General features: G+C 72.5%; 12 protein-coding genes. 3 read left to right on the forward strand and 9 right to left on the reverse strand.

The window, feature by feature from the left end:
- Positions 1-25 precede the first annotated feature (25 nt).
- The 5 genes from DEJ19_RS16340 to DEJ19_RS16360 all read right to left on the reverse strand — a co-directional run bounded on the left by DEJ19_RS16340 (position 26) and on the right by DEJ19_RS16360 (position 6,222).
- Positions 26-589: a hypothetical protein gene (locus tag DEJ19_RS16340; protein ID WP_258377445.1), complete on the reverse strand. Its 564-nt coding sequence runs from the start codon at positions 587-589 to the stop codon at positions 26-28.
- Positions 573-2,444, reverse strand: a complete 1,872-nt coding sequence (locus DEJ19_RS16345) for an alpha/beta hydrolase (RefSeq protein WP_111233701.1) — start codon at positions 2,442-2,444, stop codon at positions 573-575. The genes DEJ19_RS16340 and DEJ19_RS16345 overlap by 17 nt, the downstream gene beginning before the upstream one ends.
- Positions 2,441-2,719: a hypothetical protein gene (locus DEJ19_RS16350; RefSeq protein WP_111233700.1), complete on the reverse strand. Its 279-nt coding sequence runs from the start codon at positions 2,717-2,719 to the stop codon at positions 2,441-2,443. The genes DEJ19_RS16345 and DEJ19_RS16350 overlap by 4 nt, the downstream gene beginning before the upstream one ends.
- 67 nt (positions 2,720-2,786) lie before the next feature.
- The gene (locus DEJ19_RS16355) at positions 2,787-5,234 is read right to left on the reverse strand and encodes a GH92 family glycosyl hydrolase (protein WP_258377444.1); all 2,448 of its coding nucleotides are present in this window, start codon (positions 5,232-5,234) and stop codon (positions 2,787-2,789) included.
- A gap of 97 nt (positions 5,235-5,331) precedes the next feature.
- On the reverse strand, positions 5,332-6,222 hold the full coding sequence (locus DEJ19_RS16360) for an SDR family NAD(P)-dependent oxidoreductase (RefSeq protein WP_111100217.1): 891 nt from the start codon (positions 6,220-6,222) through the stop codon (positions 5,332-5,334).
- Positions 6,223-6,299: 77 nt separating this feature from the next.
- Here DEJ19_RS16360 and DEJ19_RS16365 point away from each other — a divergent pair, with 77 nt between their 5' ends.
- Positions 6,300-6,872: a TetR/AcrR family transcriptional regulator gene (locus tag DEJ19_RS16365; protein WP_111100216.1), complete on the forward strand. Its 573-nt coding sequence runs from the start codon at positions 6,300-6,302 to the stop codon at positions 6,870-6,872.
- A 45-nt stretch (positions 6,873-6,917) separates the two neighbouring features.
- Positions 6,918-8,093, forward strand: a complete 1,176-nt coding sequence (locus DEJ19_RS16370) for a MalY/PatB family protein (RefSeq protein ID WP_111233697.1) — start codon at positions 6,918-6,920, stop codon at positions 8,091-8,093.
- 15 nt (positions 8,094-8,108) lie between these two features.
- On the opposite strand, the gene nagB is transcribed toward DEJ19_RS16370, so the two are convergent.
- Positions 8,109-8,894 (reverse strand): glucosamine-6-phosphate deaminase, encoded by a 786-nt coding sequence (nagB, locus tag DEJ19_RS16375; RefSeq protein WP_111233696.1) that lies wholly within the window; start codon positions 8,892-8,894, stop codon positions 8,109-8,111.
- 60 nt (positions 8,895-8,954) lie between these two features.
- Here nagB and DEJ19_RS16380 point away from each other — a divergent pair, with 60 nt between their 5' ends.
- Complete coding sequence (locus DEJ19_RS16380; protein ID WP_017888122.1) at positions 8,955-9,434, forward strand: NUDIX hydrolase; 480 nt, start codon at positions 8,955-8,957, stop codon at positions 9,432-9,434.
- A gap of 172 nt (positions 9,435-9,606) precedes the next feature.
- Here the strand turns inward: DEJ19_RS16380 and DEJ19_RS16385 are convergent, their stop codons facing one another.
- The 3 genes from DEJ19_RS16385 to DEJ19_RS16395 are packed head-to-tail and all read right to left on the reverse strand — an operon-like array spanning position 9,607 to position 12,580.
- Complete coding sequence (locus DEJ19_RS16385) at positions 9,607-10,677, reverse strand: ABC transporter ATP-binding protein (RefSeq protein ID WP_111233695.1); 1,071 nt, start codon at positions 10,675-10,677, stop codon at positions 9,607-9,609.
- Positions 10,674-11,588 (reverse strand): ABC transporter permease, encoded by a 915-nt coding sequence (locus tag DEJ19_RS16390; RefSeq protein WP_111233694.1) that lies wholly within the window; start codon positions 11,586-11,588, stop codon positions 10,674-10,676. Before DEJ19_RS16390 ends, DEJ19_RS16385 begins: the two co-directional genes overlap by 4 nt.
- Positions 11,585-12,580, reverse strand: a complete 996-nt coding sequence (locus DEJ19_RS16395) for an ABC transporter permease (RefSeq protein ID WP_258377443.1) — start codon at positions 12,578-12,580, stop codon at positions 11,585-11,587. The genes DEJ19_RS16390 and DEJ19_RS16395 overlap by 4 nt, the downstream gene beginning before the upstream one ends.
- Between the last annotated feature and the right edge of the window lies 1 nt (position 12,581).

The following is a 12,581-nucleotide window of genomic DNA, read 5'->3' on the forward strand; positions in this document are numbered from 1 at the left end:
GGCGCAGACGGCTCGCTCGGACACGTCACGGCAGGTCGGTCGGGCGGGGGTTGAGCGGCTCACCGAACCGTGGGGCCCGGCCGGGGACGCAGTGGCCGTCGATGGACACGTCCGCGTACGAATCGAACGCCTGGAAGAAGATGGCGAACCCGTCTGCCGCTGTCCCACCGAGGTACCCCTTCGGGTAGCTGATGACCGTCCGCTCCGGCGTGAGTTCCGTGTCGTGCTGAACACGCGCACCCTCGTACCCGATCGCCGCGAGGGCCCGTGTGACCCCCTCGGCAACCTGATCCGCTGGACCAGGAAGCGGGAGCCGCCGAGTGCTCGCGTAGGTGTACTGCGCAGCGTCCTCGCCATCACTTCCGCAGAGGTTCCACCCGGGGTCCTCGTCACCCCAACCGTCCTGCCCGACGACCGAGCGCACGGCGGCGAAGATGTCCAGGACGTCCTGGTGCGACTGTTCGACGTTCATCGACGTGTCCTTCTGGATCGGGGAGTCCGGGGAGGCGCCGGTGCACCCGGTCAGGAGTGCGGTGACCACCAGGGCTCCGGCGAGTGAGGCGCCCCACGGTTCAGAGCGTCGGGTCACCGGTGCCCCCGGTCTGCCAGCCGTACATGAGCCAGTCGTCCCTGGTCTGCTGCCGCATCCGGTCGAAGGGTCCGCCCCGCTCGGGGATCTCGTCCCCGTGTCCCATCGCCGCTCGTGCAGCGTTGTGCTGGGCGGTGGTCCCGTCGTCGAAGTACGAGTACCGGCCGTCGTCGTCATCGCCGTCGTACGGCCCGTGGCGGGTGACGCCGTGCAGGGTGTCCGACCCACGGCCCTCGGTCTCGGAGCTGAACGCGTGCGCGTCCCACGTGGACTCGGTCGGGTCACGCCGACCGGACAGGTTCTGCCCGGTGACGGCCCAGCCGTCCTTCGCGCCCTGGCTGGCGAAGACCTGCCCCTCGGGCACGTGCAGCGCGGACGCGTTCGGTACGGCGTCCGTCACGCCGGCCGAGCCCAGCAGCACCACGTGGTCGGCGTGGGTCTTCGTCAGGGCGATGGTCGCCACGGTCGTGCCGTAGGAGTGCCCCATGACGGTCAGGTCGGCGTCCCGCCCGGCAGCCGCTCGTGCCGCGTGGAACCCGTCGAGGTCGGCGACGAGTCGCTCGGCGCCCGCTCGCGCGCGGTCGTCCGCCAGGACGGTCCGGAAGGACGGGTCGTCGGCCATCGGCGGGTGGTAGCCGATCCAGGACACAACGGCGATGTCACTGCGGCGGATACCAGCCACACGAGCTTCCTCACGACGCATCCCGCGGGCGATCGCGCTGTAGTCCTGCACCGTGCCGTCCTGGTACGTCGCGGTGTTCATGCCCGGCACGATGACGCTGACGTGCGTGGCACGGTCGAGGTCACCCGCGACGATCTGTGCGAGCGGGGGACGGTCGTCGACGAGTGCCACCAGCGAGACCGGTGTCGTGGCGAGGGTGTCCTGGATGTTCCGGTAGGCGTCGCGCTGCCGTTCCCAGACGAGCAGCTGCTCCCGTGCCGTCGCCGCTTCGGCCGGGTTCCGGGCGGCGTCGTGCCGCCCACGCCAGTGGCGGACCTGCTTCCGCGCGTGTGCGAGCCGGTCAGCCAACACCGTCGTGTTCGCCCGTGCCCGCGCCCAGGAGGCGACACCGTTCAGGTTGCCGATGACCGCCGGCATCGCCGCGACGAACGCCCGCTGGACCGCGGACGGCACACCGTCGACGCCCGACATCGCCTGCCACCACCCGGCCACCTGCGCAGGGTCGAGTCCGGCGAGCCGCTCGGCGACCCGTGCGTCGTCACCGAGCGCGACGACGGTCTCCGGGTCGAGGGTGCCGAGCCAGGTGAGGAACTGCCCGTCGCTCATCGCGGACACGACCGTGGCGAAGACCAGCTTGCCGAGCACCGACCGGTCCTCGAGCGCGGAGGCCGCCGCTCGGTCGGCTGCGGCTCGGCGGGCGACGAGCTCGTCCCACTGCGCCGTCAGCCGAGCGTCCAGCGCTGCCAACCACTCGCCGCTGCGCTCCAGCTGCTGCAGGAGCGCACGGTCCGACTCGACCGCATCCGGTCCGGACGCCACCACGGTGGCATCGCGGATCGCCCGCTGGTTGGCCGCGATGTCGTCCGCGGTGTTCCGCCGGGTCGTCTGCAGGCTCGCGGCGTCGTCCTGGATCTCCCGCACCTGGCGTGCGTAGGTGGCGAGTGCGGCCGACGCCGCGTCCAGCCGCGCCGCGACGCGCTGGGCACTCGCCGGCATCGCCGCCGCCGTCACGAGGAACCGCTGTTGCGCCCGCCCCGCCCAGCCGGACGCCGCGTGCTCCGCGGCGACGAGCACGTGCCGGGCGCCGTCACGGACCGCGTCCGAGTGGTCGTCGTGCCGACGGGCGATCCGCTGGATGCCGTCCGGGTCGCCCGCGACCGGGTCCGCGCTCACCGGACCCGCCGGGCGAGGTCGGCATCCGCACGCAGGACCGCTCCGGCGGCGGCGGTCACGTACTCGCGCAGCGTGTCCGCGTCGTCACCGAGGGAGCGGATCATCGCGTCGTGCGCCCTGGCCGACGCGACGAACGCGGACTCGACAGCCCCCGAGCCGAACGCGCCGCCGTCCGAACCGGACAACGGGCGCTCAGAGCGGAGGTCGGTGACCGCCTGCCCCGCCGCTCGTGCGACCGCCTGCATGGTCGGCAGGTCGACCGTCAGATCCCCCATGGTGCCCCCTCGTGTTCCCCGAGGAGGTCAACATATCACCGCTGAAGTACGGTGTGTCAATCAGTGTTCAGCGGTCGATCGGGCGCCCCCGCTCCCCGCTCGCCCAGCCCGTGTCCGCCGTGTCCCCGACCCGCAGGGACAACGTGCCGCCCCGCGTCACGAAGGACGCCGGCACCCAGGACCGCTCGTGCGTCCACCCGTTCAACCGGGCGCCGTGCACGTACGGCTCGGTCCCCGAGGACCGGATGACGATCCGCTCGCCGCTCGACCGCCGGATGTCGACCGTGCTGAACGTCGGGCTGCCGATGAGCATCTCCGCTCGCCCGGGCGTCTGCGGGAACAAGCCGATCGAGGCGAAGACGTACCAGGCGCTCATGGTGCCGAGGTCATCGTTGCCCGGCAGGCCGCCTGGGCCGGTCGAGTAGGCGTCGTCCACGACCTGCCGCACGGTCTCCTGCGTCTTCCAGGGCTTGCCGAGCGCGTTGTACATCCACGGCGTGTGGATGTCGGGCTCGTTCGTCGGGTCGAACTTCGTGGCGTCGCCACCGGTCACCGCGAACGCACCAGTGCTGTCGTGGAAGAACTCGTCGAGCCGAGCGGTTGCGGCGTCGTCACCGCCGAGCGCGCTCGACAGCCCCTGCACGTCCTGCGGCACGAGCCAGGTGTACTGCGCGCTGGTGCCCTGTGCGAACCCGGTGCCGGTCGAGGGCGACCAGTCGGGCGTCCACGATCCGTCGGCCTGACGAGCAGCCTGGTAGCCGACGGCGGCGTTGAAGGTGTTCTTCCAGTAGGTCCCACGCTCCGCGAACATCCGGGCGTCCGACCGCAGCCCGAGGGAACCCGCCCAGTACCCGAGCGCGCTGTCGGAGATCGAGTCCTCGAGAGTCTCGGCCGCACCGCCCCAGCAGGAGCAGTCGTCGTTCGCCGCGTACTGCCGCTCCAGGTACTCGTCGAGTGCGGGCCGCTGCGCCAGGCACTGCCCCGGGCACCCGATGTCGCTCTCGGCGTCCGCGTTCTCGACCGTCGCCTGGTGCTTGAGCGAGGCGTAGGCGGCCCGGACGTCGAAGTTCCGGACGCCCATGGCGTACCAGGTGGCGAGCGTCGCGGCCGAGGGGTCTCCGGTCATCACGTGCGTCGGCGCTCCGAGGTGCAGCCACCGGTCCCACACGCCGCCGTTCTGCTCGGCGAACCGCAGCATCGACTGCGCCATGTCCCCGGCGACGTCCGGCCGCAGCAGCGCGAGCAGCTGGATCTGCGCCCGGTACTGGTCCCACCCGGAGTACGTGCCGTACACGGCCCGGTGTCCGCGGTCCATCCGGTGCACCCGCAGGTCGGGCCCGAGGTAGCGACCGTCGCGGTCGTTCAGCGTGTTCGGCTGCATGAGTGCGTGGTAGACCGACGTGTACAGCTGGGTGGTCCGGTCCGCCGTGCCGCCACCGACGCGCAGGCGCGACAGTTCACGGTTCCAGGAGGCCCGTGTGTCGGCCGCCACGCTGGCGACGGTCGAGCGCTTGGTCACCTCGCCGTCACGGTTGGCGACCGCCCCTGCCGCGCTCACGTACGAGATGCCGATCTTCGCCTGCACCGTCGCTCCGCGACGCGCATCGAACCCGACCCACGCGCCGGAGCCGCGTCCGGCGCGGTCGGCGCCGGTCAGGTAGCCCTCCCCACCGGAGGAGGACGTGCCTCCAGGCTGGACCGTGCCGTCCTTCCAGGTGCCGGTGCTCGCGAACGCCGTGTCGAAGGTCGCGGTGAAGTAGAGGCGGTAGTAGCTGCGGCGGTCCGGGTTGGTGGCGCCGCCGCCGTTCGCGCGGCGGCTGCAGAAGCCGCCCGTCAGGACGCTGCCGCTGACCGTGCGGGTGCGGGGGTCGACGCGGGTGATCGCAGCCTCGCTGCCGTTGATCGAGTTCGACGTGCGGAAGAGCAGGTTCGCGTCCTTGCCGGCCGGGAACGTGAACGCGCCGACGCCGGCACGGGTGGTCACGGCCAGGTCGGTGCGGACGCCGTTGTCGAGCGTGACGCCGTAGCGGCCGGGGCTGGCGGACTCCTGGTCGTGGGAGTACCCGGCGGCGTAGACGGCGTCCTTCGAGTCGGCCGACGGCGAGGTCGTGACCGGGGTCGTGACCGGCATGATCGGCACGTCACCGGCAGCCCCGGGAGCACACCCGGCACCGTTCAGGTGCGTCAGGCTGAAGCCGCGCAGCCGGTTCACGTCGTACGAGTAGCCGTTCGCGACCGGGGTCGACGTCTGGTCACCCGCGGTGCCCGTGGGACTCCACTGCATCATCCCGAACGGCGCCGTGGCACCCGGCCAGGTGTTGCCGTTGTTGCTCGTGCCGATGAAGGGGTCGACGTACCGCGCGGGATCGCTGACGGTGCGCCCGGCCTGCGTCGACGGCGAGGCCACGGCCGGCGCGGCGACGATCGCCGTGCCCAGCAGTGCGGCGATCGTGGCCACCGCGGCGAGCGGGAGCGGACGGACGAGCGGGCGACGGTGCACGCGAGATCGGTTCACATCGGCGACGCTAGCCCCCTCGGACGGGGGACGCCGCCTGCGTCACCGAGCGCTCTCCCGCTGTTCACGTCGGGTTCGGCGTCGGGCCCGGCCTCGGTCAGACGACGGTGCGGGCGGCGACCTCGTCGACGAAGGTGCGGACCCGCTGCCGGAACACCGGATCCGCGGCGGCCCCGCGGACGGGCACGACGTGCAGTCGCCGGTCACCCCGACGCAGCGCCGGCCCGACGAACACCCCCTCGGCGACGTCCGGCGCGGTGGCCGACCAGAGCGTCGAGCGAGCGCCGTCCTCCGCGGTCCGGGCCATGCTGCGGGCGATCATGCCGCCGAGGCGCTGCGCGAGGGTCTCGGCCTGGTCGTTCATCCCCGTCGCCGCGATGCCGGGGTGTGCGATGACCGAGCGGACGTCCGAGCCGGCCGCGCGGAGCCGCTCACCGAGGTCGACCGCGAGCGCCGTCGCCGCCGTCTTCGAGTCGGTGTACACGGCGAGCTGCGAGTAGTCGCTCGGATCGTCGGCCCCGCCCGGTGCGGGCACGCGGCGGGTGCGCTGCGACAGGTTCGACCCGACGAGGACGACCCGGGGCGACGGTCCGCCGAGCACCGGGAGCATCGCGTCGGCGAGCACGGCCGGCCCGACGACGTTGGTGGCCCAGGTGCGTTCGATGCCCTCGTCGGTCAACCCGAACGCGCCCAGCGTCGCGCCGGCGTTGTTGACGAGGGCGTCCACGACGATGCCGTCCGCCACGAGCTGCCGGGCGAACGCCGTGACCGACGCGACCGACGCGGTGTCGACGACCCGCGCCTCCAGGCCGACGGGCAGGACGCGAGCCGCCTTGTCGGGGTTGCGGACCGCCGCGATGACGCGTGCTCCGGCGGCTGCGAGTCGGGTCGCGACCACCAGCCCGAGTCCGCCGGTCGCGCCGGTGACCACCACGGTCCGGCCGCGCTGGTCGGGCATCGCGGACGGTTCCCACTCGAAGGTGTCCATGGTCGTCTCCTGCTCACTCGTCGTCTGGAATCGGATGATCCATCCGGAACGGTAGCACAAGCGGATAGAGTGTCCGTATGACGATCGCGATGGCCCGACCCGAAGCGCTGCGCTCCGATGCGCAACGCAACCGGACCGCGCTGCTGGACGTCGCCCGGTCGTTCCTCGAGCGGGGCGAGCAGCCGCTCCTCAACGCCGTCGCGCACGAGGCCGGCATGGGTGTCGGGACCGCCTACCGGCACTTCCCGTCGCAGCAGCACCTGCTCGAGGCGCTCGCGATCGACGCGCTCGAGGACATGCTCGACCTCGTCCGTGTCGCCGTCGCGCTGCCCGACGCGGTGGACGCGCTCCGGGGGGTCGTGACGGCTGCGTTCCGGAGCATGGTCGACGACGCGGCCCTCGGCGACCTCCTGACGAACGGCGGGTTCTCGTGCGCCGACACCGCGGCGCTCGCGGGCGACCTGGTCGAGTCCGTCGACGCGCTGCTCGCACGGGCACGGGCCGAGGGGCTCGTGCGTGCCGATGTCGACGCGGACGACCTGCGACGGCTGCTGTGCGGGATGCGGGTGGCCGCCGTGGCGGGTGGCTCCCGGGTGCACGACCCCGAGCGCTACGTCGAGGTGCTGCTGGCGGGCCTCCGCCCGGCCTGACCAACCACCCTCGCGCCCCGCGTGCCTCGCTGTCAGGATGGGCGCATGAGCGTCATGGTGTCCGTCTTCGATGCGTACCGGTCCCGCACGAGCGAGAAGTACACGGCCTACCCGCCGGACGTGCTCCCCATGTTCGTCGCCGAGATGGACAGCATGCTCGCCGAACCGATCCGCGACGCCCTGGTCACGGCGGTGACGAACGGCGACACCGGGTACGTCGGGCACGGACGGGCCCTGCCCGAGGCGTTCGCCGACTTCGCCGAGAGCCGGTGGGCATGGCGGGTCGACCCCGACCTGGTCCGCACCACCACGGACGTGTCGGTCGCGGCGGTCGAGGTGCTGCGCCGGGTCATCGAGCCGGGCGACCAGGTGGTCATCATGCCGCCCGTGTACCCGCCGTTCTGGGAGTACGTGTCCGAGGCCGGCGGCACCGTCACCGAGGTCCCGCTGCTCGCCCCCACGAGCCCGGCTGAACCCTTCGACACCACGGCCGGCTGGCGGATGGACCTGGACGGCATCGCACAGGCGTTCGCCGACGGAGCCCGCACGGTGCTGCTCTGCAACCCGCACAACCCCCTCGGCCTGGTGCACGACCGCGCGTCGCTCGTCGCACTCGCGAAGCTGGCCGCCGAGTGGGACGCCGTCGTGGTGTCCGACGAGATCCACGCGCCGCTCGTGCACGCCGACGCGGTGTTCACGCCGTTCCTGGAGTCGTGCCCCGAGGCCGCATCGCTCGGCGTCGCCCTGACGAGTGCGAGCAAGGCCTGGAACCTCGCCGGCACGAAGTGCGCGATGATGCTCGGCGCCTCGGAGCGGGCACGCGCCTGGTTCGACGGCCTGCCCACCGAGGTCGTCGAGCGCACCGGCATCCTCGGCTACACCGCGAGCGTCGCGGCCTTCAGCGAGGGCGAGCCGTGGCTGGCATCACTGCTCACCGAGCTCGCGGCGAACCGGCGCACCCTGGCCGAGCGGATCGGCGACGTGCTGCCCGGCGCCGAGTACCGGCAGCCGCAGGCGTCGTACCTGGCGTGGCTCGACCTGCGCGCGCTGCCGTGGGGCGACGACCCCGCGGCGGAGCTCGTCGACCGGGCGAAGGTGGCACTCGGCTCCGGCCCGGCGTTCGGACGGCAGGGCCGGGGCTTCGCGCGGCTGAACTTCGGCTGCTCGGCGGAGACCCTCGACGAGGGACTCAGCCGCCTCGCCGCAGCCGCCAGGGCCTGACCCCGAGCCAGACGCCTACTCGAACCGCTGCCAGCCCGGCTTGTTCGCGTACGTGTAGCGGTAGTAGTCGGCGAGCTGCAGCCCGGCGGCGGCTTCCTCGTCGACGACGACGGTCGCGTGCTCGTGCAGCTGCAGGGCCGAACCGGGCACGAAGGAGCTGAGCGGCCCCTCGATCGCCGCGGCGACGGCGGCCGCCTTCGACGAACCCTGGGCGACGAGGACGAGCTCGCGGGCCTCGAGGATGGTGCCGAGCCCCTGCGTCATGCAGTGCGTCGGGACCTGCTCGGGCGAGTCGAAGAAGCGCGCGTTGGCGTCACGGGTGGACGGCGCGAGGGTCTTGATGCGGGTGCGCGAGGCGAACGACGACGTCGGCTCGTTGAACCCGATGTGGCCGTTGGCCCCGATGCCGAGGATCTGCACGTCGATCCCGCCCGCGGCACGGATCGCGGCGTCGTACTCCTTGGCCGCGAACTCCAGGTCGGCGGCACGGCCGTCCGGCACTCGCACGCGCGAGGCGTCGAAGCCGAGCGGTGCCACGACGTCGCGGGCGATCACGGCCGCGTACGACTCGGGGTGCTCGAGCGGGATGCCGACGTACTCGTCGAGGGCGAACCCACGGGCCTCGGCGAACGAGATCTCGCCCGCCTGCACCCGGCGCTGCAGGTCGGTGTAGATGCCCTGCGGGCTGGATCCGGTGGCGAGACCGATGACGGCGGACGGCTTCTTGGCGACGACGGACGCGATCTTGGCCGCGGCGACGCGACCGACCTCGTCCGGCGTGGGCAGGATGATGATCTCCACACGGCAAGCCTACTGGTCATGACCAGTCTGCGACAGGGGTCGTGTGGGTAGCGTGGAGGCATGCCGACCCCCGACTTCGTCCTGTCCCTGCGCGAGAAGATCGGCACGGCGCCGCTCTGGCTGTCGGGCGTGAGCGCCATCGTGACCCGCGGCTCCGGCGCCGATCGCGAACTGCTCGTGGTGCGGCGTGCCGACACGGGCGCGTACACGCCGGTCACCGGGATCGTCGACCCGGGCGAGGAACCCGCCGTCGCCGCCGAACGCGAGGTCCTGGAGGAAGCCGACGTCGTCGCCGTTGCCGAACGCCTGGCCTGGGTGCAGGTGCTGCCCGAGATGACCTACCCGAACGGCGACCGGTCGCAGTACCTCGACCTGGTCTTCGCCTGCCGGTACGTCTCCGGGACGCCGAACCCCGCCGACGGCGAGAACACCGAGGCGTTCTGGGCTCGGCTCGACGCCCTGCCCGACATGTCGGAGAACATGCGGGCACGCGTCGAGGCCGGGCTGGCCGACGAGCGCGAGGCGCGCTTCCAGCGCTGACCCCACCGGTCTGGAGGCGCGGTGCCAGGCCGCCACGGGCCTCCCGTCCGCCGTCGGTCGCGCCCACCCCGCCAAAGCGACAGAAGTCCGCGAAGCATCCGCGCCCATCTGTCGCTTTCGCGACGGTGAGCGCGATCGCGAGCGCGATCTGTCGCTTTCGCGGGGGGGGGAGCTACGCGAGCGGCGCGACCGCCACGGGTGCGCCGAGCAGGCGCACGGCGACGGGGTCGCCGGTGGCCCGGCGGTCGCCGACCTCGTGCTGGACGGTCACGACGGTGTCGTCGTCCAGGCGGACGGTGGTGCGGCGGATCGATCCGAGGAAGCTCGAGGTGACGACGGTGCCGGTGATGCCCTCGGGGGCGAAGGCGATGTCCTCCGGCCGGACGTAGGCGAGCACCGGCCCGTCCGGAGCCGAGGAGTCGAGGGCCGGCACCCGGAAGCCGTACACGAAGACGTCGCCCCCGCGCAGGTCGCCCTGCAGCCGGTTCGACTGGCCGACGAAGTCCGCCGTGAACGCCGACGACGGGGTGCGGTAGAGCTCCTCGGGCGTGCCGACCTGCTCGACGTCGCCCGCCTGCATCACGGCGATCCGGTCGGAGACGGCGAGCGCCTCCTCCTGGTCGTGGGTGACGAACACGGTGGTGATGCCGAGGTCGCTCTGGATGCGGCGGATCTCGTCGCGCAGCGACACCCGGACCTTCGCGTCCAGGGCCGACAGCGGCTCGTCGAGCAGGAGCACCCGGGGGCGGGTGACCAGGGCACGGGCCAGGGCGACGCGCTGCTGCTGCCCGCCGGAGAGCTGGTGCGGGTACCGCTCGGCGAACTCGCCGAGGCGGACCATGTCGAGGGCCTCGACCACGCGGCTCTTGCGCTCGGCGGCGGGGACCCGGCGCATCTCGAGGCCGAAGGCGACGTTCTGCCGCACCGTCATGTGCGGGAACAGCGAGTACTGCTGGAACACCATGCCGATGTCGCGCTTGTTGACCGAGGTGTCGGCGACGTCCCGGCCGTCGATGCGGATGGAGCCGGCGTCGATGACCTCGAGGCCCGCCAGCGCGCGGAGCGCCGTCGTCTTGCCGCAACCGGACGGGCCGAGGAGCGAGACGAACTCCCCCGGCTCGACGCGGAGGGACAGTCCGGCGAGTGCACGGTGTGCGCCGTAGTGCTTCTCGACGGCGTGGAGTTCGACGACGGCACCGGTGGTGGCGAGGGACGCCGGGGCTGCCGGAGCGGTGACGGTCATGCGGACTCCTCGAGGCGGGGACGACGGGTGGTGCGGGTGCGGCGGACTCGGCTCGTGCGACGGGTCCCGATGCGGCCGATGAGGACGAGCAGCACGAAGCCGAACGCGAGCGCGGCGACCGAGAAGATCGCGGCCACGTACGGGTCGGTCCCCTGCACGAGCACGAGCCCGGTCTGGAACGTGCTGCGGGAGAGGAACGCGGCGAGGGTGTACTCGCCGAGGACCACGGTGATCGTGAGGAAGCACGCGGCGGTGATGCCCCGGCGCAGGTTCGGCAGGAGCACGCGCCAGGTGACGGTCCACCACGAGGCACCGAGTGAGCGGGCCGCCTCGGACAGGACGATCAGGTCCGTCGCGGTGATGGCAGCGGCGATCGGGCGGAACGCGAACGGCAGCGTGATGATGCCGATCGCGAACGCCAGCGTCCAGGAGCCGGACCCGAAGACCTGCGAGACGACCTGGTACACGGGGATGAACCCGACGACGAGCACCACGACCGGCACGGTGATCGGCACGATGCAGACGAACTCCAGGACGCTCCGGAGCCTGGGGTAGCGGAGCGCGGTGATGATCTGGGCGGGCAGCAGCACGAGCAGCACGATCCCGACGGTGATCACGGCGATGAGCAGCGACGCCCCGAGCCCGTCGAACACCGGCTGGTAGGTGAACGCGTTGGCCGGGTCACCGATCGCCGCCCAGTGCGCGAAGGTGAGCCCGCCGTCGGTGCCCTGCCGGAAGGTGAACTGCAGCAGGGCGACCAGCGGCACGGCGAACAGGAGCCCGATCACGGTGAGCACGATCGCTGCCGCACCACGGGACGGGGCCGTGCCGAAGCGGCGGACGCGGGACGGGCCTCCGAGCCGAACCGGCTGCGCCGGGCGGGCCGGACGGACCGGGGCCGCCGCGCTCATCGCTGCCACCTCGCGGCACGGCGCTGCAGCAGCGAGTACGCGCCCATCACGACCGCCATCACGACGACCATGCCGAAGGCGAGCACCCCGGCGACGTTCTGCAAGCCTGCGAGCGTCTCGCTGGTGAGCTGCGTGCGGATCGTCAGCGGCACGATGCCGCCCTGCGAGATCAGGGCCGCGGCGGTGGCGAACGACGAGAAGCCGTTGGCGAAGAGCAGCAGGAGCGACCCCCAGAACGCCGGCGCCAGGACCGGCAACGCAATCCGGCGCCAGTACGTCAGGCGCGAGGCGCCGAGGGTCGCGGCGGCCTCGCCCCACTGGGCCTTGACGCCCTCGAGTGCGGGCATGAACGTGAGGACCATGAGCGGCACCTGGAAGTAGACGTAGGGGATCACGAGCCCGGGCACCGTGTACAGGAAGGCGCCGTCCGCGTTGAGGTCGACGTGGAAGACCGTGACCAACCACGTCGTGACGAGGCCTTGCACGCCGATCGTCGCGATGAACGCGAACGCGAGCATGACGCCACCGAACTGGGCGAGGACGCTCGCCGCCGAGTCGATCATCGACCGGACCAGCCCGTCCGGCCGCAGTGCCGAGAGCGCCCAGCAGACGACCGCGCCGAGCACGGCACCGATGACCGCGGAGGCGGCGGACAGGCCGAACGACCCGCCGAACGCCCGCAGCACGGACGGGTCGGCGAAGGCCGCGAGGTTCGCGAACGTGAACGCTCCGGAGCCGTCGAAGAAACCGCTGCCGATCGCGATCACGGCGGGGACCGCGAGGAACAGCAGGACGTAGGCGGCGAAGGGCGTCAGCCCCAGCCAGGCGAGGCCGACGCGGCGCCGGACACGGGGTCCGGCACCGCGTCGGACGGCATCGGCGGACGCTCGTGCGGACGTCGGGCGCACGGGGCTCGTCGCGCTCGTCGCCGGTGCGGCGTCGGTCGCGGCCGTGCCGTTCGCCGCTGGCGCGTCTGCCGATGCGGTGGTCATG

Source organism: Curtobacterium sp. MCSS17_016 (genome assembly GCF_003234255.2).
GTDB classification, from domain to species: Bacteria; Actinomycetota; Actinomycetes; order Actinomycetales; family Microbacteriaceae; genus Curtobacterium; species Curtobacterium flaccumfaciens.

What these genes read in the sequence shown, in the direction of transcription:
- DEJ19_RS16380 (WP_017888122.1), top strand. Translation starts at nt 8,955, where the DNA reads ATGCCGACCCCCGACTTCGTCCTGTCCCTGCGCGAGAAGATCGGCACG.
- DEJ19_RS16370 (WP_111233697.1), top strand. Translation starts at nt 6,918, where the DNA reads ATGAGCGTCATGGTGTCCGTCTTCGATGCGTACCGGTCCCGCACGAGC.
- DEJ19_RS16350 (WP_111233700.1), bottom strand. Translation starts at nt 2,719, where the DNA reads ATGGGGGATCTGACGGTCGACCTGCCGACCATGCAGGCGGTCGCACGA.
- DEJ19_RS16395 (WP_258377443.1), bottom strand. Translation starts at nt 12,580, where the DNA reads ATGACCACCGCATCGGCAGACGCGCCAGCGGCGAACGGCACGGCCGCG.
- DEJ19_RS16365 (WP_111100216.1), top strand. Translation starts at nt 6,300, where the DNA reads ATGACGATCGCGATGGCCCGACCCGAAGCGCTGCGCTCCGATGCGCAA.
- DEJ19_RS16390 (WP_111233694.1), bottom strand. Translation starts at nt 11,588, where the DNA reads ATGAGCGCGGCGGCCCCGGTCCGTCCGGCCCGCCCGGCGCAGCCGGTT.
- DEJ19_RS16360 (WP_111100217.1), bottom strand. Translation starts at nt 6,222, where the DNA reads ATGGACACCTTCGAGTGGGAACCGTCCGCGATGCCCGACCAGCGCGGC.
- DEJ19_RS16385 (WP_111233695.1), bottom strand. Translation starts at nt 10,677, where the DNA reads ATGACCGTCACCGCTCCGGCAGCCCCGGCGTCCCTCGCCACCACCGGT.